This is a genomic window from Kinneretia sp. DJ1R-11 (assembly GCF_025717595.1).
Classification (GTDB): Bacteria; Pseudomonadota; Gammaproteobacteria; order Burkholderiales; family Burkholderiaceae_C; genus Paucibacter_A.
Map to the genome: position 1 here is coordinate 48,820 of NZ_JAJIRR010000001.1, position 23,837 is coordinate 72,656.

Annotated in this window: 22 protein-coding genes; 8 read left to right on the top strand and 14 right to left on the bottom strand. The window is 66.5% G+C overall.

The features are described 5' to 3' along the window. Positions 1-38: 38 nt before the first annotated feature. On the bottom strand, positions 39-899 hold the full coding sequence (locus tag LNV23_RS00210; protein ID WP_263561087.1) for a Rossmann-like and DUF2520 domain-containing protein: 861 nt from the start codon (positions 897-899) through the stop codon (positions 39-41). Between the two features lie 35 nt (positions 900-934). Continuing rightward, a complete protein-coding gene (locus tag LNV23_RS00215; protein WP_263561764.1) occupies positions 935-1,750 on the bottom strand; it encodes a class I SAM-dependent methyltransferase in 816 nt (271 codons plus the stop codon). 183 nt (positions 1,751-1,933) lie between these two features. Between LNV23_RS00215 and LNV23_RS00220 the strand changes: the two genes are divergently transcribed. From LNV23_RS00220 to LNV23_RS00230, 3 genes are all read left to right on the top strand, one after another. Continuing rightward, positions 1,934-2,278, top strand: a complete 345-nt coding sequence (locus LNV23_RS00220; protein ID WP_263561088.1) for a zinc ribbon domain-containing protein YjdM — start codon at positions 1,934-1,936, stop codon at positions 2,276-2,278. A 161-nt stretch (positions 2,279-2,439) separates the two neighbouring features. After that, positions 2,440-3,297 carry a DUF4399 domain-containing protein gene (locus LNV23_RS00225; protein ID WP_263561089.1) on the top strand — a complete coding sequence of 286 codons (858 nt, stop codon included), beginning with the start codon at positions 2,440-2,442 and terminating at the stop codon, positions 3,295-3,297. Between the two features lie 558 nt (positions 3,298-3,855). Further along, positions 3,856-4,161, top strand: a complete 306-nt coding sequence (locus LNV23_RS00230; RefSeq protein ID WP_263561090.1) for a hypothetical protein — start codon at positions 3,856-3,858, stop codon at positions 4,159-4,161. Positions 4,162-4,264: 103 nt separating this feature from the next. Here the strand turns inward: LNV23_RS00230 and LNV23_RS00235 are convergent, their stop codons facing one another. Next, complete coding sequence (locus tag LNV23_RS00235) at positions 4,265-4,726, bottom strand: VOC family protein (RefSeq protein WP_263561091.1); 462 nt, start codon at positions 4,724-4,726, stop codon at positions 4,265-4,267. A gap of 147 nt (positions 4,727-4,873) precedes the next feature. Beyond that, positions 4,874-5,122 carry a hypothetical protein gene (locus LNV23_RS00240; protein ID WP_263561092.1) on the bottom strand — a complete coding sequence of 83 codons (249 nt, stop codon included), beginning with the start codon at positions 5,120-5,122 and terminating at the stop codon, positions 4,874-4,876. A gap of 156 nt (positions 5,123-5,278) precedes the next feature. Between LNV23_RS00240 and LNV23_RS00245 the strand changes: the two genes are divergently transcribed. Together LNV23_RS00245 and LNV23_RS00250 are read left to right on the top strand one after the other, a co-directional pair. After that, on the top strand, positions 5,279-5,716 hold the full coding sequence (locus LNV23_RS00245) for a DoxX family protein (RefSeq protein WP_263561093.1): 438 nt from the start codon (positions 5,279-5,281) through the stop codon (positions 5,714-5,716). A 138-nt stretch (positions 5,717-5,854) separates the two neighbouring features. Continuing rightward, the gene (locus LNV23_RS00250; RefSeq protein WP_263561094.1) at positions 5,855-6,793 is read left to right on the top strand and encodes a winged helix-turn-helix domain-containing protein; all 939 of its coding nucleotides are present in this window, start codon (positions 5,855-5,857) and stop codon (positions 6,791-6,793) included. A 7-nt stretch (positions 6,794-6,800) separates the two neighbouring features. Here LNV23_RS00250 and LNV23_RS00255 read toward each other — a convergent pair whose 3' ends face one another. Beyond that, a complete protein-coding gene (locus LNV23_RS00255) occupies positions 6,801-7,271 on the bottom strand; it encodes an Lrp/AsnC family transcriptional regulator (protein WP_102768093.1) in 471 nt (156 codons plus the stop codon). Positions 7,272-7,394: 123 nt separating this feature from the next. Between LNV23_RS00255 and LNV23_RS00260 the strand changes: the two genes are divergently transcribed. Further along, complete coding sequence (locus tag LNV23_RS00260) at positions 7,395-10,982, top strand: indolepyruvate ferredoxin oxidoreductase family protein (protein ID WP_263561095.1); 3,588 nt, start codon at positions 7,395-7,397, stop codon at positions 10,980-10,982. 66 nt (positions 10,983-11,048) lie between these two features. Continuing rightward, positions 11,049-11,879 (top strand): substrate-binding periplasmic protein, encoded by an 831-nt coding sequence (locus tag LNV23_RS00265; protein ID WP_263561096.1) that lies wholly within the window; start codon positions 11,049-11,051, stop codon positions 11,877-11,879. A 6-nt stretch (positions 11,880-11,885) separates the two neighbouring features. Here LNV23_RS00265 and LNV23_RS00270 read toward each other — a convergent pair whose 3' ends face one another. The 9 genes from LNV23_RS00270 to LNV23_RS00310 form a co-directional block, all read right to left on the bottom strand. Beyond that, the gene (locus LNV23_RS00270; RefSeq protein ID WP_263561097.1) at positions 11,886-12,545 is read right to left on the bottom strand and encodes a 2-hydroxychromene-2-carboxylate isomerase; all 660 of its coding nucleotides are present in this window, start codon (positions 12,543-12,545) and stop codon (positions 11,886-11,888) included. Between the two features lie 125 nt (positions 12,546-12,670). Further along, complete coding sequence (locus LNV23_RS00275; protein WP_263561098.1) at positions 12,671-13,594, bottom strand: CARDB domain-containing protein; 924 nt, start codon at positions 13,592-13,594, stop codon at positions 12,671-12,673. Positions 13,595-13,751: 157 nt separating this feature from the next. Next, positions 13,752-15,413 carry a S41 family peptidase gene (locus tag LNV23_RS00280; protein ID WP_263561099.1) on the bottom strand — a complete coding sequence of 554 codons (1,662 nt, stop codon included), beginning with the start codon at positions 15,411-15,413 and terminating at the stop codon, positions 13,752-13,754. Positions 15,414-15,620: 207 nt separating this feature from the next. Further along, positions 15,621-17,297: an aminotransferase class V-fold PLP-dependent enzyme gene (locus LNV23_RS00285; protein ID WP_263561100.1), complete on the bottom strand. Its 1,677-nt coding sequence runs from the start codon at positions 17,295-17,297 to the stop codon at positions 15,621-15,623. A gap of 193 nt (positions 17,298-17,490) precedes the next feature. Beyond that, positions 17,491-18,633 carry an acyl-CoA dehydrogenase family protein gene (locus LNV23_RS00290; RefSeq protein ID WP_263561101.1) on the bottom strand — a complete coding sequence of 381 codons (1,143 nt, stop codon included), beginning with the start codon at positions 18,631-18,633 and terminating at the stop codon, positions 17,491-17,493. Between the two features lie 77 nt (positions 18,634-18,710). Next, positions 18,711-19,382: a PEP-CTERM sorting domain-containing protein gene (locus tag LNV23_RS00295; protein ID WP_263561102.1), complete on the bottom strand. Its 672-nt coding sequence runs from the start codon at positions 19,380-19,382 to the stop codon at positions 18,711-18,713. Positions 19,383-19,729: 347 nt separating this feature from the next. Continuing rightward, a complete protein-coding gene (locus LNV23_RS00300) occupies positions 19,730-21,142 on the bottom strand; it encodes a hypothetical protein (RefSeq protein WP_263561103.1) in 1,413 nt (470 codons plus the stop codon). A 10-nt stretch (positions 21,143-21,152) separates the two neighbouring features. Further along, positions 21,153-21,821, bottom strand: a complete 669-nt coding sequence (locus LNV23_RS00305; protein WP_263561104.1) for an SDR family oxidoreductase — start codon at positions 21,819-21,821, stop codon at positions 21,153-21,155. A gap of 64 nt (positions 21,822-21,885) precedes the next feature. After that, complete coding sequence (locus LNV23_RS00310; protein WP_263561105.1) at positions 21,886-22,815, bottom strand: LysR family transcriptional regulator; 930 nt, start codon at positions 22,813-22,815, stop codon at positions 21,886-21,888. Positions 22,816-22,936: 121 nt separating this feature from the next. On the opposite strand from LNV23_RS00310, the gene LNV23_RS00315 reads away from it, so the two are divergent. Next, positions 22,937-23,779: a CPBP family intramembrane glutamic endopeptidase gene (locus LNV23_RS00315; protein WP_263561106.1), complete on the top strand. Its 843-nt coding sequence runs from the start codon at positions 22,937-22,939 to the stop codon at positions 23,777-23,779. The last annotated feature ends 58 nt before the right edge of the window (positions 23,780-23,837 follow it).

Below are 23,837 nucleotides of genomic sequence, written 5' to 3' on the forward strand. Positions count from 1 at the left end.
CGGGCCTGAATTTGCCGGCGCGCCGCCGCTGTGCAGAATCAGTCGGCCAGCAAGCGGCGCAGCTCGGCCAGCAGCGCCTCGGGCTGTCGCCCGGCTTGCGCGGCCAGTTCGATCTGGCGGCTCAGCAGCTCGCGGTAGAAGTGGCCGTGCGCGGCGCCCAGGCCATCCAGGGCCTGCAGATGCGCACGCAGCACGCCGGCATCGCCACGCGCCACCGGGCCCGACAAGGCGCCAGCCAGGCCGCGCGCCTCGGCCGCATCCAGCGTGCCTCGCGCCAGCGGCAGCAGCGCCGGCAAGGCGGCTTCCGCCGACAGGCCGATGGCCGCCCAGACCTGCTGCGCCTCGGCCAGCACGGCCAGCAGGCTGCTGGCGGCCAGATTGGCGGCCGCGTGGTAGGCCGCCCGCGTACCCGGGCGCAAATGCATGGGCGTCATCCCCAGGGCCGCGGCCAGCCCGTGCAGACGTTCGCTCAGGCCCGCGTCCATCGCCTCGATGCACACCGTGCTGCCGGCCAGCAGGCGCGCTGCACGGGCAGGGTCGGAAAAAATCTGCAGCGGGTGAAAGCCGCCGACGGCCGCGCCCGCTCGCTCGGCCGGCGCCAAAGCCGACAGCTCGGTGGCCCCGCTACAATGGACCACCGCTTGGCCGGCACGCCAGGGCAGCGCTGAGGCCAGTGTCGCGATGGCGTCGTCGCTGACCGTCAGAAGCACCAGATCGGCCGCGGACACGGCCGCCTCGGGCGACAGCGCCTGGCAGCCCGGCAGCTGCAGGGTCAGGTTTTGCGCGGCGCTGTGCTGGCGGCTGGCCACGGCCACCACGCGCTGCCCGGCCGCAGCCCAGGCCGGCGCCAGGGTGCGCGCCAGACGGCCGGCGCCGATGAAGGCAATGCGCTCGAACATGGGCGTGGCCTCCGCAGGGCTCACCGTGCCCAGACTCAGGGCTTGACGAACTTGAGCGTCATGCGGTCGCTCTCACCGATGGCCTCGAAGCGGGCGCGGTCCTTGTCCTTGAGGCCGAAGGTCGGCGGCAAAGACCAGACGCCGCCTTCGTGGTCGGCCGTGTCCTTGGGGTTGGCATTGACCTCGGAGCTGGCCGCCAGCTTGAAGCCGGCGTTCTCAGCCAGCTTGATCACATAGGCCTGGTGCACATAGCCGCTCGAAGCCTTGGCGTCCTGCTCCTGGGCGACCGGGCGGCGGTGCTCGACCACGCCGAACACGCCGCCGGGCTTGAGCGCGGCGAAGGCGCTGTTGAACACGGCCTGAGCCTTGCCCTCGCCGGCCGAGATCCAGTTGTGCACATTGCGGAAGGTCAGCACCAGATCGGCCGAGGCCGGCTTGGCGTAGTCGAACTTGCCGGCGCCGGGCGCGAACACGCTCACCTGCACCTTGTCATAAACAGCCGGCAGGGCTTCCAGTTTGGCCTTCATGCGGGCCGCGCTGCGCTGGTAATACGCCTGATCGGAAGCCGGGTCGTCGCCGGCCAGAATCAGCTGGCCCTTGTCGCGCAGGTAGGGCGCCAGGATTTCCGTGTACCAGCCGCCGCCGGGCGAGAGCTCGACCACGGTCTGGCCCGGCTTGATGCCGAAGAAGCTCAGGGTCTCATAAGGGTGGCGGGCGCCGTCGCGGACCACATTGGCCGGTGTGCGATGGGGGCTGGCGATGGCGGCCTTCAAAGCCTCATCGGCCTGGGCCGGCAGGGCGCTCATCAGGGCCGCACAGGCGGCCAGCGCCAGGGTCAGTTTCTTGGTCATCGTCGTCATGGCAATTTTCCCGTTGAGGCAGTGAATGTGCTTGCAATTCGGTCGTGGCCCGATTGGGCCGGCGACAGTATGGCTTGCCCGCCGCACCCGTGCTGGAAGCCATGGCCCAGGCCGCACCGCTGAAGCACTCGGTTACAGTGTCGCGCCATTCGCACGACTCCGAGACTCTCAATCATGTCCACGCCTCCCGCATGTCCCCAGTGCACCCTCGAAAACACCTACGCCGACGGTGGGCAGTTCATTTGCCCCGACTGCGGCTACGAGTGGGCGGCCGAAACCGCTGCCGCTGAGGACCAGGGCGAGGGTGCCAAGGTGGTGCGCGACGCCAACGGCCAACCCCTGGCCGATGGCGACAGCGTCATCCTGGTCAAGGACCTCAAAGTCAAGGGCTCCTCCATCACCCTGAAAAAAGGCAGCAAGGCCAAGGGCATCCGCCTCGTAGACGGCGACCACGATGTCGATTGCAAGATTGATGGGGTGAGTCTGATGCTCAAGTCAGAATTTTTGAAAAAGGCTTAAGCGCTTGCTCTTACCCCAGCATCCAGCAGCAGTTCCAAGCAGTACTTAGAAAGCCTTAGCAGTCCCCCGCCAGCCTCCGCACCCACCACGCCACGAAGCGGCCGTAGCTAAAAAACAGTCCGCTCGTGCAGACCCACCAGAAGAAGATCATGACGAAGACGATGACGACGAACTCCCAGAAGCCCCGCATCACCGCCTCGCTCTTGGCTTCATGCGGGCTCGCTTGCCTGCTGCTGATGGGGGGCTCATTGACTCCTGCCGCTGCACAAACGCCGGGCCAAACGCTCCATCCCTGGCTGGCCTCGGCGCCGCGCCTGGCGCAGCAGACCCACTTCACCAATCTGCAAGATGGCGCCAAGATCGAGACGCCGTTTCTCGTGACCTTCGGCCTCACCGGCATGGGCATTGCACCCATCACCAAGGCACAGGGCAAGACCGGCCACCACCATCTCCTGATCAACCGCGACCTGCCGCTGGACTTCAACCAGCCCCTGCCCTTCAACGAGCAGTACGTCCACTTCGGCAAAGGCCAGATGGAAACCGTGCTGAAGCTGCAGCCCGGTGAATACACCTTGCGCCTGGTCCTGGCCGACCACCGCCATGTGCCCAATTTCGTGTACAGCAAACCGCTGAAAATCACGGTCACGAAATTTAATGAGAACGTCAAGCCCGAAACGCTGAGCCAAGCCGGCATCAGCCTGCGCGTGGTGGGCAGCGGAGACAACAAGAACGAAGCCCGCGAGGGCAGCCCCGTGCAAGTGCTGTTCCACGCGTCCAAGCTGAACGTGTCGCACCAGGCCTTGCAAGAGCCCGGCACCGGCCACTTCCGCTTGAGCATTGCGCCCGAGAGCGGCGGAGCCAAGGCCGAGGTCCTGAACTTCACCGGCGGCGAAACCGAAGCCTGGCTCAAGCCACCCAAGGGCAAGTACCAACTCAAGCTCGATTTCGTGGACAACGTGCAGGCAGGGAAGGTGCTGTTCAGTGCGGGGGCGCAGGGGCTGCAGGTGGTGGGGCGCTGAGGCGGGCCTTTCGAGCTGGCGTTCCAACTTCACACATTCAACTGCCACCGCCTCCTGCGTGCGCTCTGCTGCTGACCGGCCGATTTGCAATTGCAGCTTTGGCCATGAATCCCAAGTAGCGGGACCATACCCTTAGACCCAAGTTGCGCAACCGAAAAGAGCCCATCGTCGATGGGATCCCAATGGGCCGGGGCTTCAATCCCGCAGCATTTCCGTTTCAGTATTTGCATGAGCAGTTACTCTGTACCTGTCGATTTCACATCCATGCTTTTGGTTCTGGCCTTCCTGGCCATTTGGGCCAAAGCAGGCGCCTGGGTTTATGAAGACGCCCGATCGCGCGGCCTTCGCCCGGGGTACATCACTTTTCTGGTGATGTTCGTGGCCTGGCCCTTGGGTCTGGTGTTCTGGTTGGCAATGCGGCCTCACAAATGCCGACCGCCTTTCTGAGCACGACTTCGCGTCCAGGTGAAATTTCACCGACACCCGCCAAGCGCTGAAACATCAATGGAAACTGAGGCGTCGAAGCTTCGCTTCAATGCCGCGCGCCGAATACCCATCATGCTCGACTGGAAAAATCTCAACACAAGGCAGCGGCTCACCGTCCTCTTGTTTGCGCTCTTCTTGGCGTTCACCTGGTCCCTCGTGCTGTTTGCAGCCATGGAATCCCGGAGCATTGATGTCAGGAGCGTCCTCGGGGGCGTCGCAATCACCGCTTTCATGCTGGCCACACTTCTCAATCCTGACGCAGTACGCGGACAAATCGGTGGCGTGAATCCACTTGGAGCGCCCAAGGCGTACAAATGGCTTTACGCCCTGGCATTCACCACGCTCATCGCCAGAATCCTGCTGGGTCTCGTCGGCTGATTGACGATTGGTGGCTCCGGTCAATTGGGTCGGCTCGACCCTTCTGCATCCATCCATATCGCCCAGATCGGTCTGAGACTTGTAGCGCCTGACCCTCGGTCACTTACTGCAGCGCGTAGTCATTCCTCTCGCGCAGGTTCAGCGACAAGTACTCGACAAACTCGAATTGCAGCCCCTCCCGAGCCAGCACGTAAGCGCTCTTGCGATAGGGGTGGGCGCCGCCCCAATGGTCAGGGGTGTAGCCGGCAGCGGCCAGTCTTTGCAGCGTCTCGTTCAATGACGGAACGACGATACCGATGTGCTTGGTGCCGAGGGCTGAGTTGCGCCATTCGGGATGCTGGTCAGCGTCACCTTCGCCGCCGCTCTGTAGCGCGATGTAGGAGTGCTCGGTCCCGACGTGCAGCCAGCGGATCGTCCGCTTGCCAAACCAGTCCATCGTGCCTTCGCCGCGCACGCGCCAGCCAGGCAAGGCGCAGAGCAGCATGTCTTTGACCTCCTCGAGATAGCGAACGGTTACGTGGGCATGCTCAACATAGGCTTGAGCCAGATCCTGATTGAGTTCCATTGAGAAGCGCCCTTTCATTTCATGATGGTCTTCGGAGTGAGGACTCGGATCTTGGAACTTGAAGTGCACTGGAGGTCAAGCGCAGCTGCAAAACCGATGCGAGCCCAATGAGTGCGGGCGCCAGACACGCTCGACTCGACCCGTCCTTCATCCCACCAGCAAGGCCAGCTCAAGCGTTAGCTCGCGCAACACCACTTTGTTACCTACGCTGGCCACGCCAGGCACCTTGAAGATTTCGTTCGGCAGGAAGCAGGCCTCATGCGCCGTCAATCCGGGCACGACGACCTTCAGGTATGAACTGGCCGGCGAGGCAGCCGCACTCAATGATTTCGCGGCTGCATGGGACCTGGCGCTCGAACTGCTCGACAGCGGCCGGAGTCGCTCGCCGCGGCTCAAGCGCTGCCCCATAGCGCGCCCATTTCCCCTACTTCACCGGGATTTCAGCCCTTTTCAGACTGATTCAGGCCGGAAAGGCCAGCTTTCAGCGCGTTTTCAGGCCTTGCCGCGCCGTCATCGGCAGCATGCCGGGCTTCACCAACCCTGGCCCATTTCATGAACACCTTCACATCCACCTTCGACCCGCAACGTCAGCAACGCATCATGATGCTGCTGCGCATCACCCTCGCCTGCCTGGTCGTGATCCATGGCTGGACCCGGCTGCTCGGCGGCTCAGTGCCCAGCTTCGGCCGCTATCTGGACGCACACGGCGTGCCCTTCGGCGCCTTCTTCGGCTACTTCGTCACTTACGCCGAGGCCTTCGCCACCATGCCGCTGGCCTTGGGGCGATTCGTCTTTCCGCTCAGCCTGATGTTCTCGGCCATCTATCTGGTGGGCATTCCGGTCCACCACTTGCAGTACGGTTGGTTCTCGTCTGGCCACGAGGACGGCTGCGAATATCCGACGCTGATGGTGATCTGCTTTGCGCTGATGGCCTGGCAGCATGCACCGCGTTCGCTCAGATTCGGCTGGCCCCGATTCGCACGGGCATGAGCGGGCCCATGAGCGCGCCAATCTCGCTCATAGAATTGCGCCGCGCCGGGACCTTCCCAGCGCCTGCGCGCACCGCCGCGCGACGCCCTTTGAATGCGGGCGCCACGTGGTGAGGCTCTGTGCGCCCTTAGGGCATCGATGGACTGTCTTCCCGAACACGCTTTGCAGATTGGCGACTGGCTGCTGGACCCGTCGACCGGTCAACTCAGCCGTACTGACGATGAAGGCCTGCGCCTCGACGCCCGGCCCCTGCGCCTTCTGGTCTATCTGGCCGGCCGCGCCGGCGAGACGATCGGCATGGACGAATTGCTGGAGCAGGTCTGGCCCGGCGTCGTGGTCACGCAGGATTCGGTCTACCAAGCCATCACCGCGCTGCGCCGCGCGCTGGGTGATGACAGCAAGCAGCCACGCTATATCGCCACTGTGCCGCGCCTGGGCTACCGACTGATTGCTGCGGTTCAGACGCTGCCTGCGCCAGCCGAGGCCGGTCTCGACGGCAACACATCCCTCGCCATCAATGAGGAGATGACGCCTGTCACTGCTCCACCCAAGCGCCGCACGAATGTGGGCCTGATCCTGTCGGCAACGCTGCTGAGTCTGGCGGCCGGGCTGGCGCTGTTCCAGCTACAGCCCTGGCGCGCCGACGGCCCGGCCGCGGCGGCGCAGGCCAGCGCGCCCCGCCCCGTCGCCGTCCTGCCCTTTCTGGACCTCAGCGACAAGATGGACCAGGAACCGTTTGCCGATGGCATGAGCGAGCAGCTGATCGCCCTCTTGGGCAAGAACAGCGAACTGCGCATCGCCGCGCGCTCCAGTGTGTTTGCCTTCAAGGGCAAGGACATCGCTCCCGCCGCCCTCGGCCAGCAGCTCGGCGTCAGCCATGTGATCGAGGGCAGCGTGCGCCTGTCGGGCCAAACGATGCGCATCAGCGCCCAACTGGTGCGCACCAGCGATGGCTTCGTGGTCTGGACCGAGTCCTATGACCGCGCCTTGAGCGATGCGCTGAAAACCCAGGCCGAGGTCGCCGCCGCGATTGGCGCTGCCGTCAGCGCCAAACTGGCGCCCTCCGGCATACGCTGAAGCACCCTCAGCCCACCGGCAAAGCCGTCTCATACTTCACCTCCCTCAGCACCACATTGCTGCGCACACTGGCCACGCCGGGGACCTTGAAGATCTGGCTTTGCAAAAAGGCGTCATACGCCTTCATATCGGGCACGACGACCTTGATCACATAGTCGGCCTCGCCGGTGATGCCGTGGCACTCGATGATTTCGCGGCTGGCCAGGACCAGGCGCTCGAATTGCTCGACCGCGCCCTCGCTGTGCCGCACCAGCGAGACATTGGCCAGCACGCAGATATTGAGGCCCAGTTTTTCGCGGTCCACCAGGGCTACATGGCGGCGGATCACGCCGCTGTCTTCCAGCTCCTTGATGCGGCGCCAGACCGGGGTGGCCGAGAGGCCCACCTGGTCGGCCAGGGCCTGGGTGCTCTGGCGGCAATCGGCCTGCAGGGCTTCGAGAATCTGGCGCGTGGCGCGGTCGAAACGATCCATCTCCATTTGAGACTCCTTTGAGAGGAATTCTCTCATTTACTGACTTGACAGCGGCAAACAGAGCAACAAACACTTGGCTCTCTGACGAAAAATCCCCGGCAGCCATCGTTCGTCTCGCGAGGAAAGCCCATGTCCAGTTCAGAAACCCAAACACTCAGCCCTGCGGCTCCCCAGGAGCCCGCGCTGCGGGACTACAAGCTCTCGGACAACCTCGCAGCGAACAGCGGCGCGGTCTTCCTGACCGGCACCCAAGCCCTGGTGCGCCTGCTGCTGGCGCAAAAAGCGCAGGACGAAAGCAAGGGCCTGAACACCGCCGGCTTTGTCTCCGGCTACCGTGGCAGCCCGCTGGGCATGGTGGACCAGCAGCTCTGGAAGGCCAAGAAGTTCCTCGAGGCAGCCAAGGTCAACTTCCTGCCCGCCATCAACGAAGACCTGGCAGCCACCGCCTGCCTCGGCGTGCAGCGCGTGGCCCTGGACCCGAAGCGAACGGCCGATGGCGTGTTTGCCATGTGGTACGGCAAGGGCCCGGGCGTGGACCGCTCGGGCGACGCGCTCAAGCATGGCAATGTCTATGGCACCTCGAAGTTAGGCGGCGTGCTGGTCGTCTGCGGCGACGACCATGGCTGCGTGTCCTCCAGCACCCCGCACCAGAGCGATCTGGCACTGCAGGCCTGGCACATGCCCATCGTCCACCCGGGCAATGTGGCGGAGTATCTGGAGTTCGGCCTCTACGGCTGGGCGTTGAGCCGCTTCTCGTCCACCTGGGTCGGCTTCAAGGCGATCTCCGAGGTGGTGGAGTCGGGCATGACGGTGGACCTGGACAGCGTGCCGCTGGACTTTGAGCTGCCGGTGGACCACAAGCCGCCGGTGGACCTGCACATCCGCGCGGTGGACCTGCCCTCGCTGGAGCTGGAAACGCGCCTCGAGCACAAGCTGAACGCCGTCAAGGCTTTTGCCAAGCTCAACAGCATCGACAAGCACATCGTCGTGAGCCCGCGCGCCACGCTGGGCATCGTCACCGTGGGCAAAGCGCATTACGACTTCATGGAAGTGCTGCGCCGCCTGGACCTGGACCCCAATGCCCTGGCCGCCGCCGGCGTGCGGGTCTACAAGGTCGGCCTGGTCTTCCCGCTGGAGAGCTCGCGCATGAGCGAGTTCGCCCAGGGCTTGACCGATATGCTGGTGATCGAGGAGAAAGCCCCGGTGGTCGAGCGCCAGATCAAGGAGCTGCTCTACCACCTGCCCGATGCGCAGCGCCCACGCGTGGTGGGCAAGACCGATGAGCATGGCCAGGCCGTGCTGTCGGCGCTCGGTGAGCTGCGCCCCTCGCGCATCATGAACACGGTGGCCGATTGGCTGGCCCGTCTCAACCCCGCCCTGGACCGCCGCCATCTGGTGGTGGATTTCCTGACCCCCTGCCTGTTGTCCAACGCGGCCGATGGCGTGCGCCGCCAGCCCTACTTCTGCTCGGGCTGCCCGCACAACACCTCGACCAAGTTGCCCGAAGGCTCACGGGCCTTAGCCGGCATCGGCTGCCACTTCATGGCCAGCTGGATGGAGCGCGGCACCTCGGGCCTGATTCAGATGGGCGCCGAGGGCGTGGACTGGGCGGCCCACAGCCGCTTCACCACCGAGAAGCATGTGTTCCAGAACCTCGGCGACGGCACCTACTACCACTCGGGCTATTTGGCCATCCGCCAGGCCATCGCCGCCAAGACCAACATCACCTACAAAATCCTCTACAACGACGCGGTCGCCATGACCGGCGGCCAGCCGGTGGACGGCCAAACCAGCGTGCCCCAGATCGCCCGCCAGGTGGAGGCCGAGGGTGTGAAGCGCCTGGTGGTGGTGAGCGACGAGCCGCAGAAGTACCAGGGCCACGAAAACCTCTTCCCGCCGGGCACCACCTTCCACGACCGCAGCGAGCTGGACGCGGTGCAGCGCGAGTTGCGCGAGATCGAAGGCGTGACGGTGCTGATCTACGACCAGACCTGTGCCGCCGAAAAGCGCCGCCGTCGCAAGAAGAAAGAGTTCTACGACCCGCCGAAGCGCATCTTCATCAACGAGCAGGTCTGCGAGGGCTGCGGTGACTGCGGCCAGGCCAGCAACTGCCTCTCGGTCGTGCCGGTGGAAACCGATTTCGGCCGCAAGCGCGTGATCGAGCAAAGCAGCTGCAACAAGGATTTCTCCTGCGTCAACGGCTTCTGCCCGAGCTTTGTCTCGGTGCACGGCGCGCAGCTGAAAAAGCGCGCCGGCGCTGGCTACACGCCGGCCGATCTGGCGCGCGAGCTGGCCGCGATTGGCTCGCCCAAACCCTGGAACTGGACGGGTCCCTTCGACCTGCTGGTCACCGGCGTGGGCGGCACCGGCGTGGTGACGGTCGGCGCCCTGATCAGCATGGCCGCGCATCTGGAGCGCAAGCAGGCCTCGGTGCTGGACTTCATGGGTTTTGCGCAAAAAGGCGGCTCGGTCCTGTCCTTCGTGCGCGTGGCGCCGACGCAAGACCTGCTCAACCAGGTGCGCATCGACACGCAACAGGCCGATGTGCTGCTGGCCTGCGACATGGTGGTGGGCGCCAGCCCGGATGCGCTGGGCACGGTCAAGCCGGGCCGCACCGTCATCCTGGCCAACACGCATGAGCTGCCCACAGCGGCCTTTGTGCGCAACCCCGATGCCAGCCTGCAAGCCGACTCGCTGCTGGCCAAGATGCAGCATGCCGTCGGTGGCGACGCCGGTTTGATGAGCACCATCGATGCGCAAGCGATTGCCCAGGAGCTGATGGGCGACACCATGCCCAGCAACATCATCATGCTGGGCGCCTGCTGGCAGCGTGGCCTGGTGCCGCTGTCCGAAGCCTCGCTGATGCGGGCCATGGAGCTGAACGGCGTGGCCGTGGAAGGCAACAAGACCGCCTTCGCCCTGGGCCGCCTGGCCATTGCCGCGCCCGAGGCCCTTCGCCGCCTGGCCGGCCGCAGCCAAGCGGTCGTGCAGGTGCTCAACTTCGACAAGCTCGACGGCCCAGACGGCCTGCTGGCCCGCCGCAGCGCCCACCTGACGGCCTACCAGAACAGTGCCTATGCCCAGCGCTACCTGGCCCTGGTGCAACGCGTGCGCAGCGCCGAAGGCCAGCTCGGCGAGGCCGGCAAGACCGAGCGCCTCACCAAGGCCGTGGCCCGCTACTACGCGAAGCTGCTGGCCATCAAGGACGAGTACGAAGTGGCGCGCCTCTACACCGACGGCCAGTTCGAACGCGCGATGAAGGAGCAGTTCGAGAACTGGGAGCGCCTGAGCTTCCATCTGGCCCCGCCGCTGATCTCCAAGCCCGGGGCCGATGGTCGCGCCAAGAAGATCGAGATGGGCAGCTGGACCTTCCAGGCCTTCAAGCTGCTGGCCAAGCTCAAGGGCCTGCGCGGCAGCGCGCTCGATGTCTTCGGCAAGACCGAAGAGCGCCGCATGGAGCGCCAGCTGATCCAGGACTACGAAGCCCTGGTGGACGAGCTGCTGGCCGGCCTGTCAGCCGACAAGCTGGAAGTCGCCCTGCAGCTGGCCCGTCTGCCCGAACAGATCCGCGGCTACGGCCACGTCAAACATGCAAATGTGGTGACGGCCCGGGCCAAGCAGAAGGCGCTGCTGGACCGCTTCCATGGTCGGGTGCAAGAGGCCGCGGTGGCCATGCCGGTGCCGGCCGTGCGGGTCAAGGGCGTGGCCGAGCTGTAAGACTTCACAGGCACCCGGGGCAAGCCCGCTTGAGGCGGGCTGCATTTCGGCTTAGGGTGGGCGCAGATGTTGCCGAACCAGACCCGCTCCACCGCGCTCACCCCTTGCCCACCCTACCGGCAAAGGCTGCTGCTGGCGGCTGCGCTGGTGGCTGCGGCCTGGGGTACAGCAGCGCTCGCACAAGGCAGCGTGGCGCCGGCGAACAGCCAGGTCGGCAGCCAGCCAGCCGTGCGGGTCTGTGTAGGCGACTTTCCGCCCTACAACAGCCCGCGACTGCCGCGCATGGGCCCCATCTTCGATCTGGCGCAGCAAGCGTTCCAGCGCGCGGGCTACACCATGCAGGCCGAATTCATGCCATGGGCCCGCATCCTCAAGGAAGGCGAAGAAGGCCGCTGCCTGATTCTGGGCATCTGGCGCAATGCCGCGCGGGACCAGATCTTCGACTACAGCTCGCCCCTGGTCGAGCAAGAGCTGGGTTTTTTCGTCAAGCGCGGCAGTCAAAAAATGACTCATAACGCCGAAACATTGCGGCGCCTGCGCATCGGCGTTGAACGCGGCAGCTATCTGCCTGAGCTCTTGCGCGACCCTGGCCTGCAACTCGATCTGGCCAGCGCCCTGAACAGCAATTTGCGCAAACTGGCCAAAGACCGGATCGACCTGGCCTTCGGTGCCAAGGATGCCGGGCTCTATATGCTCGCCAAGGAACCTGAGCTGCGGGCGCGTATCGACTGGCTGGCACCGGGCTTGGAAAGCAAGCCCACCTATCTGGCCTTCAGCCGCCGCGACCCGCAGGCCGAGGCCTTGCGCAGCGCCTTCGAACAAGGGCTGGCGGCCATGAAGGCGGACGGCAGCTACCGGCGCCTGCTCAAGGCCGCAGGGCTCAGCCCACTGCCCTGAACGAACTTAGATCAGACCCTTGAACGGGCCGCTGGCGAGCCAGCGCTCGATCTGCGCCTGGCGGTCATTGCCCCAGAAGGCTTCGCCGTCGACGATGAAGTAAGGTGCGCCGAACACGCCTGCGGCGATGGCGGCGCTGTTGACGGCCTTGAGCCGATCTTTCCAGACCGGGTCGCTCCAGGCGCGCTCGGCCGCGTCGGCATCGAGGCCGCTCTGCGCCGCCAATGCCTTGAGCTGCGGGGCATCATCGAGCGCCACGCCACGGGCGAAATAGGCACGCAGGCCGGCACGCGCCCAAGCCACAGCGGCCGCGGCGCCCTGCGTCTCATGCAGCCACCAGAATACGCGGGCGGCGTTCTGCGTGGCGATGGGGAAACGCTCAGGCTGCTGATACGGCAGGCCGGCAAAGGCGGCCGAACGGGCGAAGTCGCGAAACGCGTAATCGCGCTTGAGCGGGTGCTCGACCTGGGGTTTGAGCTCGGCGGCCTGGAAGGTCACGCCCAGCAAGATGGCATGCCATTGCACGCGCCGGCCATGGCGCGCGGCCACGGCGTCCACCCACTCCGAGGCGATATAGCTGTAGGGCGAGGAAAAATCGAAATAGAAATGCAGCGGGCCTTTTTGCATGGCCTGCGCGGAGCGTTCGGGCAAGGTGGTTTCAAGCATGAAGCAACGATAGACCATCTGCAGCCGCTCTTGCAGCCTGACTTACCAGCATGCTGGCAGCCCCAGGCGCGACCTCTGTGCGCGCTGCGCCCAGAGAGGCGCAGCGGCAAAAGGGGGCGAGACGATCAAGGCGTCATCAGGAGCGCGCGGTCGTTGCTGCTGTCGCTGTCACCACGGGCTCGCACGGCGGCTTCGAACACCAATGCGGCGCGGGTGCCCGGCGCGAAGCTGTAGGGCAGGCGGAACACCACGCTGCCGTCCTTGGGCAGGGTGGCCAAGGTCATGCCCACCGGCTTGAGATCGGTCGGGCAAACAGCGCCACCACTGGCGGTGCAGCTCATGGGGCCGAGGATGGCGGCGTTCTCGCTCGGCGAGCTGGCCAGCTGGTTGGCGATCAACACATCCTTGGCGGCATCGGGGCCCTTGTTGCTGACCGTCACCACATACTCAAAGCTGCCGCCGGCCGGCACGGCGCTGCTGGGGCCGGTGGCCTGCACAGCCACATCCGCGGTGTAGGCCTTGAAGCCCACGCTCATCTTGCTGCTGGACAGCTGGGTACCCGTGCCGGTGACGGCCGAGGCTTCCAGATTGACCGTGCCGCTGGTGCCGAGCTTGACGGTGCCGGTGACATCAAAAGTGAGTGTGGCGCCGGGCTGCAAATTGCTGACCGTCATGCGGGAGCCGGTGGCGGGGCAGGCGGTGCCGGCGTTGTCGGACTGGCAGTTGACGACCTTCATGCCCTCGAGCAGCGCATCGGCGACGATGTTGACATCGGTGGTGGTGGCGGCGCCCTTGCCGACATTGCGCAGCTTGATGGTGGCCATGGTCTGGGTGTAGCCCGAGGGCACTTCGGCGCCAGGCAGGCTCATGCTGACCATCAGATCCGGCGCATTGGTCGGCGGCGGCGGGGGCGGGGGCGTGACTTCACCGCCACCACCACCACCGCCTCCGCCGCAGGCTGTGAGCGCCACCAGGGACGACAAGGCCAAAGCCGCCCAGACCGGACGAAGACGAGGAGCAGAAGCGAGACGGATGGGCTGCGAAGACATGGGATTTCCTGATTTTTGCGCTGCGGGCTGGGTGGCTTTCAGCGAAGGTCATCGCCTTGTTGAACGCCACTCAGATTTGGAAACGCAAGTGTATAAACCCTAGGCTTCATCGTCTGTATACGTTTTGTACAAATCTTTGCCGACCGACAAATTGGTCTCAGCGGCTCGCCGCCGACACGAGAGAAATCCGGGCCAGCGCCGCCTCCAACACCTCGTCACGGCCGGCACGCCAGCCCGCCAACGTGGGCTGGAGCAGCAGGTCCGGCTGCAAACCCTTGCCGACGAACTCGGTGCCATCGGGCAATACATCACGCTTGCTGCAGACACGAGCACTGCCGCCACCTGGCAGCTTGAAGAACAAAGGTTGCCCGGTGCTGCCGCCGGTCGCTTCACCGACCACGTGCCCGCGTGCCATGCGCTTGAACGCGGCCACAAAGTCTTCAGCCGCCGAATAGGTGGCGCCGCTGGTGAGTACGGCGACCGGGCCAGTGAACTGGCGCTGCGCATCGGGCTGCACCAGGCCCGGGCTGCCGCCCTCGATCGTCAGCGGCAGGCCCCAGGCGCGCCAGGCCGAGACCTGGGAGCGCGTCCACCATTGCGAGGTCTCGAAGGGCTGGGGGCTCAGGGTCGAGAGGATGCGATAGCCGACACTGCTGTTGCCGCCGCCGTTCTCGCGCAGATCGAAGACGATGGCGCGCGCCTTGGCAATCTGCTCAAAGGCCGCGCGGTAGGCCTTGACTGGCTCATCGTCGCCAAATCCGCGCAACTCCACCAATGCCACATCGCCGGGCAATATGCGCCAGCGGAAGCTGGCGTCATCCTTGGCCAGCAGCGCCGCGCGCGCCTTGCCCTCCACACGAGGCACGCTCAGCTGACGTGTCACACCGGTCTGTGCGTCCTTCAGCGTCAGCCGCACCGCGCGCCGGGCATCGCCGCGCAGCAGGTTGTAGTCGTACAGCCGCAGGGCCAAATCCTGCGGCGTGGACGCCGAGGTGAAGGGCTGGACATGGCTCTGCACATAGTCAGCCAGCGCTTGGCCTTCAATGCCCATGATCTCCTGGCCCACAGCCAGACCCAAACGGGCCAGCTCGGGATCGAGCAACTGTGCGATCAGCACCCGCCCCTCAATCCAGCGCGTGCGCAGCGCCGGCCGAGCCAGCATGCGGTCGCGCAAGGGTTCCGGCAGAACAACACCGCTGTGGCCGTCGTGCAGCTGCGCCATCATGCGCATGAGCTCACGGTAGTAGTCCTCGGTGCGAGACGTCTTGCTGACCCGCTCCAGCGTCTGCAAGTAGAGCGCGTCCCAATCCAGCCCGGGCACCAGCTCGAAGTTGACAAAGTGGGTCTTGACCTCGGCCCACAGGCGCGACAGCCCGGCCAAGCGTTCGTTCAGAGGCAGGGTTTCGCGAAACGGCGTCTCGATCGCCGCGGCGCCGTAGAGGCGCTCGCGCAAGGCATCAAAGGCGCGCGCCTTGGCCAGCGCGTCCGGCCAGCGCGGGTCCTCGCGCAGAGGAGCCAACTCCTTGGCCGTTTCCAGCCACCGGGCCGGCACCATCTGGCGCTCGTCCGCCATGCGGGCCAAGGTTTGCCAGGCGGCGTCAAGCTGCCCTGCCGCGGCCTGCAACTGCAAGAGCAGCCAGGCATTGCGCAGCAACAAGCCCTCGTCGCTGACATCGGCCTGCACCAGAGCCAGAGCCTCGTCCACTCGGCCGGCCTGCTGCAGCAGCTCGGCCTGATCCAGTCGCTGCTTGGCCGGCGGCCTTGGTGCGGCATGGCTGGGAGACAGGCTGCCGCCACCCACCAAGGCCAAAAGCAGCATTGCATAACAAAGGGGGCGAACGCTCTGCCTCATCGGGGTCTCCAGGCAATCCATCGGTGAAGGAAGGGCCGGATTCTCAAGGTGCCGCCCCCAAGGCGCAAGCGCCACAGGTGAAGGGAAGCGTGCGCCACGCTGATTCGCGATGAAATGCGCAGCCGTGGCACCGCAAGACAGGGCTGCCGCACAGCCGGCTGCGCCGCACCAGCCTCAAAACACCGGCAGTGTGACGCCCGTCACCTGCGCCAGGCGCGCCGGCAGCACGGCCAGCGCGGCCGGGTCCCAGGCGCCCATCAGGCAGATCTGCAGCCAGTTGCGCTGCTGCAGGTAGGCACTCTGCCAGGCCAGCTTGAAGCCGGCACGCTCCAGCTGCGCGCCGATGCGGGCCGCCGACAGATGCGGCGCCAAGGCCAGGGTCAAGATGCCGGGCATGGCCTGATCCGGCGCCACCAGGGCGCGCCAAGGCAAGGAGGCAGGCTGCGCGGCGCTGCAGCCCAGGGCGCGGCGCAGCTGCGCATCGGCGCTGCGCACCGCCCGCCAGCGCGCGGTCCAGTCGATGGCCAGGGCCGCCTCCAGCGCAGCGAGCAGATTGGAACTCTGGGTGTAGGGCACACCATCGGCCGGCGCAAAGGCCGCCAGGTCGATGGCGCGCGGCAACTGCCCTTCGGGCTGCAGCGCGCCTTCATGCAGCACGATGGCCAGGCCAGGAAAGGCGCCCAGAGCCTTGCCGCTGACGGCGCTGGCCAGCCATACGCCGCGCAGGTCCAGCGCTTGCTGGCCCAACGCGCTGACCGCATCGACGCACAGGCGCACGCCATGCTGGCGGCAGGCGGCGCGCAAGAGGCCCAGGTCATTGCGCATGCCGGTGGAGGTCTCGCTGAGCACGGCCCAGAGCCAGGCCGGGCGCTGCGTTTGCAAGGCCTGCTCCAGCGCCTCGGCCGAGAGCGGCTGGCCCCAGTCCAGGCGCAGGGCTTGGTGCGGCAAACGCCAACGCCGCGCATGGTCGAGCAAGCGTTCGCCAAACTCGCCATTGCTGATCACCAGGCCGGATCCGTCCAGCAGCGAGAGTTGGCCGGCGATCGCATCATTGGCCAGCGTGCCCGTACCCGGAAAGATCAGCGCATCCTGGCTGCCGCTGAGCGCGCATATGCGCTCGCGCACCCGAGCCAGGCGCAGCAGATGCTGGGGCCCGCGGTGCGAGTGAGCCGGTTCGGCCAGGGCCTGCACCACGGCCTCGGACATGGCCACCGGGCCGGGCAGGAAGCTGGCATGGCGGCCATCCGACAAGAATTCCAGATGCGCGCAATGCGCGGCGTAATCGGGCAGGCGCATCAGCATGGGCTGGTAAGGCGCCTCGGCGCTGCCCACCTGTGGGCCGAAGGGCTGAAAGCCCAGGTGGCGATACAGCCGGGTCTGGCGCAGCGTGCCCGAGATCAGGGCCAGATCGCAGCCCTGGGCGCGGAAGTGCCGGGCCAGCACGCCCGAGAGCCGCGCGAACACGCCCGCTTTCTGAACATTGCGAAAGGCCGGCGCCACGGCCAGCAGGCGCACCTCCATGGCGCGCTGGTGCTGCGGCAGGTGGCGATCGAGATCGGGCAGCTTGCCGTCGAGGGAAAAAGGCCGCGCGCTGCGGCCGGCGATCATGCCGACCAGCTCGCCCTCGCTCAGCGCGATGGCATAGGTGTTCTCGTCATGGAAGCGGTCGATCAAGCGTCGCTCCGCATTGGGCGCGTGCTGCGGAATTTCTTCGACGAAGGTGCGGTAGTTGAGGCGGTGGATGGCCTCGAATTCCCAGGCCTGATCGGCGATCTTGAAGCGGAGGCCGGCTTTGGGTTGCTCGTGCTGGGATTCAGATTCGGCGTCCAGCAGGGTCGCGGTGATGCTCATCTGTGATGCTCCTTTCACATCCTCCGGCCTTGCAGGCGCCGACCGGAAGACGAGAAAAAGAACACTGCACAGGAGGACAACATAGCGGTCGGGCGGCACGGAGCAAGGCGGGGCAGGCCATGCTAGTCAGCCAATCCCGCGGAGGGCACGCCGGGCGAGAAGCATCGCTTCACGCGCCCGGCGGCATCAGCCATCAGGCCAGGGCGCGGCCGATCAGGATCTTCTGCACTTCCGAGGTGCCTTCGTAGATCTGGCACACGCGCACATCGCGGTAGATGCGTTCGACCGGGAAGTCGCTGACATAACCGTATCCGCCATGGACCTGGATGGCCGCGGAGCAGACCTTCTCGGCCATCTCGCTGGCGAAGAGCTTGGCCATGGCCGCTTCCTTCAGGCAGGGCTGGCCGGCGTCCTTGAGGCTGGCGGCATGCCAGATCAGCTGGCGCGCGGCCTCGATCTGGGTGGCCATATCGGCCAGCTTGAACTGGATGGCCTGGTGCTGAAAGATCGGCTGGCCGAAGCTCTCGCGATCCTTGCTGTACTTCAGCGCCGCCTCGAAGGCCGCGCGCGCCATGCCCACGCTCTGGCTGGCGATGCCGATGCGGCCGCCTTCCAGGCCTGAGAGTGCGATCTTCAAGCCCTGGCCTTCTTCGCCCAGGCGGTTGGCCGCCGGCACGCGGCAGTTCTCGAAATTGATCTGCGCCGTGTCGCTGGCGTGCTGGCCCATCTTGTCTTCGATGCGCGCCACCAGGTAGCCCGGGGTGTTGGTGGGCACCAGGAAGGCGCTGATTCCCTTTTTGCCCGCGGCCTTGTCGGTGACGGCCATGACGATGGCCACATCGCCGTTCTTGCCGCTGGTGATGAACTGCTTGACGCCGTTGAGCACGTAGTCGTCGCCCTTGCCATCATTGACACGCACGGCCGTGGTGCGCAGGCCGCCGGCCTCCGAACCCACATGCGGCTCGGTCAGGCAGAAGGCACCCAGCATGTCGCCGCGCGCCAGGGGCTTGAGGAAGCGCTGCTTCTGGTCCTCGTTGCCAAAGGCCATCAGGATGGAGCAGACCGGGCAGTTGTTGACACTGACCACGGTCGAAGTCGCGCCGTCACCGGCGCCGATCTCTTCCAGGATGATGGCCAGGGCCAGGTAGTCCAGGCCGGCGCCGTCGTACTCGGTGGGCACGGCCACGCCGTAGCAGCCCAGCTCGGCCAGGCCCTTCAGCTCCGCCGCGGGAAAGTGGTGGCTCTTGTCCCACTCGGCCGCCTTGGGCGCGATCTGGTCTTGGACGTAGGAGCGGATCGCGTCCTGGATGGCGCGGTGGTCTTCACTGAGCAGCATGGGTCGGTTACGGCGAGTTTCGTCGCCGCGATTGTGCCAGTCTGCCCCCGCCCGGCGCCGGGCGGGGCCCACACCGCTCAGGCCTGCTTGCGGCGGCGGGCCAGCGTCATGCCGGCCAGGGCCAGGCCCACCAGGGCCAGCGAGGCAGGCTCGGGCACCTGGTTGCGCTGGCTCAAGGTCACATCGTTCAGGGCAAAGAAGTCGGTGTTGGTGTCGCGGCCGCCGGCGCCAAAGCCGTAGCCGATCCAGCGCATGGAGTAGCTGCCTGCGGCCAGGCCGCTGCTCAGCGTGATGTGCTCGGTCGCACCGGTGGTGTCGTAGGAGGCCGTCAAGCCGGCAGCCAGATCGGTCCAGCCGCTGCCGCTGTTGATCTGCACCGCGTACTTGTAGCTGGGCCCGGTGCTGCTGTAGTTGTGGTTGTGGTAGTGGGTGAAGGACAGGGTCAGGTCATTCAGCGCGTTCGCCAGCGTGAAGCTCAGCGAGGGCGTGTTGCTGCTGCTGTTGAAAAACTGCGTCCCCAAGACATTTCCATAGGGTGCGCCCCAGTCCCACACGCCCGCGTTGGCCGTGTTGAAGTTGGCGTTGCTCACGCCCGCTGCGGCCGTCGATGCGGCGATGCCGCCGACCTGGCCTGGCGCCGCGTTATCAAAGCTCCAACCCAGGACCACACCGGCCTGAGCGCTTGCTGCCAGAGCCAGGGCCACCGCGCCGAAGCCCACTTTGGAAATCAGATTTTTTGTTTGCGTCATTTGTCTTGTCCGTCCGAGCAATGAATGAATGAATCCATCGTTCTCTCAATCCATGAATCACCTCGTCGATCCGTCCCTCAACTCCGGTCCAGATCGCCCCCTGCCAAACCGCGACCGCAGATCGTTGGGCGGAGCGGATTATTCAAGAGCAGGGGCCCGCCCTCACCCCCGCAAGCACGGGTGTGCAAAGTTGGCACTTGGCCCCTGGCCTGCCGGCCCGAGGCCGCACAGACCCGATGCCATCGGGCTTCTCCGGTCGGCACCGCATCCAGAGACTCCAAACGCCGAATCCCCCCTGACTCGGGGGGCGGCCCGGGCGGCATCGCGCGCCGCGATGCCACGCTTCGTCAGAGGGGCGGCAGCGGCCAGCTGCGGCTGAGTCCGCCGGGGCTGGGCGTCACCGGCTTGGCCCAGGGCAGCACACGCAGGCTCAGGCCGTCCTCGCTGAGCGTGATGCGCTCGCGCTGGCTGGGCGTCAGGTCCTGGCGAGCCAGCCAGGCGGCGCGCTCAGACGGGGGCAGTTTCTGCGTGGCCATGGCCCAAGCCAGCTGGGCCACTCGGTGATCCAGCATCAGATCGGCCTGCTTGGCCGGATAGTCGGCAAAGGCCGGGTGGGCCACGACGAGCAGGATGGCGCCGATCGTGTTGCGCCAAGGCAGATGCCACATCGAGAACTCGCGCGCCTGCTGCGCCTGCATATGGCTCAGCAGGGCCTCGGGCCCGGCCTTTGCGGCCTCATGCTGCTGCAACCACCAGGCGTCGTTGGCCTGCTCGGTGCGCTGGGGCATGAAGCCGAAGTGGCAGAGCCCGCGGTCGATCAGACCGGCCTGCTCCAGCAACTGGCCGCCTTCGCTGCGGCCGCAGAGCTGGGCCATCTCCTGCATGGTTTGGGCGCCGAAGAAGGACTCGGCCGGCATCCAGGCGCCAGCGTCGCGCGCGCGCTCGGGCAGGGGCTTCAGCTGCGCGCTCAAGGCCGGGGCGAAGCCGGGCTCCAGCGCCAGCAAGCCGGCCAGCAGGCGCAGGCGCTGGCGCTCCTGGTTCCAGGCCAGGACGTTGGAGATCAGGCTCTGGCTGCCTTGCAGCATGGCCAGGGACAAAGCCTGGGCCCGGCCCAGCGCCTGCAGCAGCGCCTCAGCCTGGCCCTCGGACTGCGCCCAGGCGGCTTGCAGCTGGAAGCCACGGGCACAGACGCGCGCGCCCTGCAGATGCGGTGCCGAGGGCAGGTTCAGGTACTGATCGCCCGCCTGGCGCACGTCTTCGCGCCGCTGCTGCAGCAATTCCATCAGGCCCAGGCGCCCGGCCGACAAGCCATCGGCCAGGGCCGCGCAGCGCTCCAACAGCAGGGCCTGCTCGGCCAAGCGCAGGCGCAAGCCCTCCTTGTCTTGCTGCCACAGGCTCAGGCAATCGTTCAGCTCCCAGCTGCAACTCCAGCCGGCATCGCGCGGCTGGGGCATGAGATGGGAGTCGGTCACCGTGGCCTGCTCCGGCATCGGCGTGCCCCACAGGGCCTGACCCACGCGCGAGGGCTGGGCCTGGGGCCCGGCGAACAAGCCGGTCAGGTCAAAGAACACATTGGCCTCGGGCGCCAAGGCAACAGGCCGCGGCTGCAGCGCGGCCGGGCGCGGCTGCGCCTCGGCGTCCACCCAACGGTTGTTGCCGGCCAGCCAGGCCAGGACCAGCAGGATCAGGCCCAGGCACAGGCCACCCACACCCCAGGCCAGGCGCCGCAGCACCGTCCTGGCCTTCGTCGTCATTGCCATGCGCCCCACCTCACCAACTCAATCGCTCCCCGTCGTAATTGATGAAGCTGCCGTTGTCGGCCGCGCTCAAGCCGGCCATCACCGTACGCATACCGGCCACGCTGGTCTGCACATCGATGTCGCCATCGGCGCCGCCCATATCGGTGCGCACCCAGCCGGGGTGGAAGCTGATGCAGCAGGCCTTGTCTTGCAGGACCAAAGACGCATCCTTGAGCACCGAATTGACCGCCGCCTTGGAGGCGCGGTACAGCCAACCATGGCTGCCATTGCGCAGGCTGATCGATCCCAGGCGCGAAGAGATGATGGCCAGGCGCGCGCCCGGTGCCAGCGCATCCACCAGCTGCGGCAGCACCCGCATGGGGCCCAGCACATTGGTCTGCATGACGGTGTTGAACTCCGCCTCGGTCGGCGTTTGCAAGCCTGTGGTGCGGCTGCCGAAAACCCCCGCCACCAGGGCGATCTGGTCGAAGGCATAGCCGTCGATTTGCCAGGCCAGGCCCGAGGCGCTGGCGGTGTTCATGACATCCAGCTTCAGCGCCACCGCGCCCAGCTCGCGCAGGCGCTGCAGCCCTTCTTCATCGCGTGCCGTGGCCACCACCCGGTCACCCGCCGCGCGCGCCTGGCGCACCCATTCCAAACCAATGCCGCGCGAGGCACCGACGATCAAGACTGAGGCCATGTTCAAGACTTCCAAGGGAGATGGAAGCGGCGATTCTGCCCCAGCCTCCGCTACAGGCCGGCGCTCACAACCTCCGGCTCAAGTCTTCGGCCAGGCCATCAAAGCAGCTGCGGATCAGCGGGTTGCTGACGATCTCGCGGTGCGTGACCAGCCAGAGCGGCAGCTGCGGCAACGGCAGGGCCGGCAAGATGCGCTGCAGCCCCGTGCCCGGTCCGACCAGATAGCTGGCCGCAAAGCCGATGCCCACCCCTGCTTTCAGGGCCTGCAGCAAGGCCGCCTTGTCATCGGTGCGCAGCACGAAGTGGGCGCGGTTCAGCTCGGGCGCCACTTGCTCGAACCAGCGCCGCATTTCGGGCAGCTTGTCCGGGCCGACCAGGCGGTGCTGCTGCGCCAGCAGCTCGGCCAGGTCTTGCGGTTCGCCATGGCGGGCCAGGTAGGCCGGGCTGGCGCAGGCCTGGATCTGGAACTCACCCAAGCGGCGGCAGACCAGGTCCAGCGGCCGCGGCGGCTCCGCCACCCAGAGGCCGATGTCGGCCTCGCGCGCCAGCAGGTCGGGCGGTGCGTCGCCACAGATCAGCTCGATCTGCAGGCCTGGCCGCGCCGCCAGCAAGCCTGGCAAGACCTCGGGCACCAAGAGGCCGGCCAGCAGCTGGGTGGTGTGCAGGCGCACCGTGCCGCTGAGCTGCTCGCGCCGCGCGCTCAGGCGCAGGCTCAGGCGGCTGGCCGCCTCTTCCATCTGCAGGGCATGTTCCAGGATCTGCTCGGCCGCCGCGGTGGGGTGCAAGCCGCGCCGGCTGCGCTCGAACAAGCGCGTGCCCAGCTGCGCTTCCAGCTCGATCAGCTGCCGGCTCAGCGTCGGCTGCTGCAGCTGCTGGCTGCGCGCTGCCGCCGCCACGCTGCCGGCCCGATAGATCGCCAGAAAGCCACGCAGCAAGGCCCAGTCGAACTGCTGAGCGTCCAGCCGCGCCGCCGGAGCCGGCTCGCTCGAATCCATACGTTTTTGCATCGCCAGCTATGCATCCATGTGAATTGCGCATCGTAGCCCCAAGCCCTAGCCTCCCGAATCCAGCCTCGCGCCTCACCCGTTCACCCGTTCACCCGCTCGCCTTCGCCCCATGTCCCTGCCCCGCCATCCCCTGCTCCGCCTGCTGCTCGCCCTCGTCCTGATCGGCGCCCCTTTTGCCCTCGGCGCCAAGCTGATTCAGCTCGCCCTGCCTGCCGACCCCGACTGGCGCGTCGTCGGCAATCTCCTGCGCGGCGCCTGGATGCTTTGCGTCTACCTCGGCTATGTGCGCTGGGCCGAACGGCGCCCGGCACTGGAGCTGGGCCTGCTTGGTGCCGGCCGCGAGTTCGCCACCGGCACTGGCCTGGCCACGCTGCTGATCGCCGCCTTTGTCGGCGTGCTGGCCGCAAGCGGCCATTACCGTCTGCTGGGCCTCAATGCCGCACAGGGTTGGGTGGCACTGAGCTCGGTGCTGCCGGCCATGTTGGTGGTGGCCATCGCCGAAGAGCTGCTGCTGCGCGGCCTGCTGTTCCGCCTGCTGGAGCAGGCCTGGGGTTCCTGGGCGGCGCTGGCCGTCTCTTCCTTGATCTTCGGCCTGCTGCACCAGTTCAACCCCCATGCCAGCCTCTACACCTCGCTGGCCCTGGCCCTGCAACTGGGCCTGATGTTCGCCGCCGCCTATATGCTGACGCGCCGGATCTGGCTCTGCACCGGCCTGCATTTCGGCTGGAACTTTGCCCAGGCCGGCCTGTTCGGCCTGCCCATGTCGGGCTTTGAGCCCAAGGCCTGGTTCCAGGCCGAGGTCGACGGCCCGAGCTGGCTCAGCGGCGGCGCCTTCGGGGCCGAGGGCGCTGTGCCCAGCCTGCTGCTCTGCCTGGGGCTGAGTGCCTGGTTGCTCTGGCGAGCGCGGGCGGCAGGCCGCATCCTGCGGCGCGGTGAATCGCCGAGCACCTGAGCGCCCAAGCCCCCGCCCCGGGACGGCTGTCACATCAGGCGGGCATACTGCCGCCTGA

Coding starts and splice junctions, on each gene's coding strand:
- LNV23_RS00210 (WP_263561087.1), bottom strand. CDS start 899: ATGTTCGAGCGCATTGCCTTCATCGGCGCCGGCCGTCTGGCGCGCACC.
- LNV23_RS00215 (WP_263561764.1), bottom strand. CDS start 1,750: ATGACCAAGAAACTGACCCTGGCGCTGGCCGCCTGTGCGGCCCTGATG.
- LNV23_RS00220 (WP_263561088.1), top strand. CDS start 1,934: ATGTCCACGCCTCCCGCATGTCCCCAGTGCACCCTCGAAAACACCTAC.
- LNV23_RS00225 (WP_263561089.1), top strand. CDS start 2,440: ATGACGACGAACTCCCAGAAGCCCCGCATCACCGCCTCGCTCTTGGCT.
- LNV23_RS00230 (WP_263561090.1), top strand. CDS start 3,856: ATGCTCGACTGGAAAAATCTCAACACAAGGCAGCGGCTCACCGTCCTC.
- LNV23_RS00235 (WP_263561091.1), bottom strand. CDS start 4,726: ATGGAACTCAATCAGGATCTGGCTCAAGCCTATGTTGAGCATGCCCAC.
- LNV23_RS00245 (WP_263561093.1), top strand. CDS start 5,279: ATGAACACCTTCACATCCACCTTCGACCCGCAACGTCAGCAACGCATC.
- LNV23_RS00250 (WP_263561094.1), top strand. CDS start 5,855: ATGGACTGTCTTCCCGAACACGCTTTGCAGATTGGCGACTGGCTGCTG.
- LNV23_RS00255 (WP_102768093.1), bottom strand. CDS start 7,271: ATGGAGATGGATCGTTTCGACCGCGCCACGCGCCAGATTCTCGAAGCC.
- LNV23_RS00260 (WP_263561095.1), top strand. CDS start 7,395: ATGTCCAGTTCAGAAACCCAAACACTCAGCCCTGCGGCTCCCCAGGAG.
- LNV23_RS00265 (WP_263561096.1), top strand. CDS start 11,049: ATGTTGCCGAACCAGACCCGCTCCACCGCGCTCACCCCTTGCCCACCC.
- LNV23_RS00270 (WP_263561097.1), bottom strand. CDS start 12,545: ATGCTTGAAACCACCTTGCCCGAACGCTCCGCGCAGGCCATGCAAAAA.
- LNV23_RS00275 (WP_263561098.1), bottom strand. CDS start 13,594: ATGTCTTCGCAGCCCATCCGTCTCGCTTCTGCTCCTCGTCTTCGTCCG.
- LNV23_RS00280 (WP_263561099.1), bottom strand. CDS start 15,413: ATGCTGCTTTTGGCCTTGGTGGGTGGCGGCAGCCTGTCTCCCAGCCAT.
- LNV23_RS00285 (WP_263561100.1), bottom strand. CDS start 17,297: ATGAGCATCACCGCGACCCTGCTGGACGCCGAATCTGAATCCCAGCAC.
- LNV23_RS00290 (WP_263561101.1), bottom strand. CDS start 18,633: ATGCTGCTCAGTGAAGACCACCGCGCCATCCAGGACGCGATCCGCTCC.
- LNV23_RS00295 (WP_263561102.1), bottom strand. CDS start 19,382: ATGACGCAAACAAAAAATCTGATTTCCAAAGTGGGCTTCGGCGCGGTG.
- LNV23_RS00300 (WP_263561103.1), bottom strand. CDS start 21,142: ATGGCAATGACGACGAAGGCCAGGACGGTGCTGCGGCGCCTGGCCTGG.
- LNV23_RS00305 (WP_263561104.1), bottom strand. CDS start 21,821: ATGGCCTCAGTCTTGATCGTCGGTGCCTCGCGCGGCATTGGTTTGGAA.
- LNV23_RS00310 (WP_263561105.1), bottom strand. CDS start 22,815: ATGGATTCGAGCGAGCCGGCTCCGGCGGCGCGGCTGGACGCTCAGCAG.
- LNV23_RS00315 (WP_263561106.1), top strand. CDS start 22,937: ATGTCCCTGCCCCGCCATCCCCTGCTCCGCCTGCTGCTCGCCCTCGTC.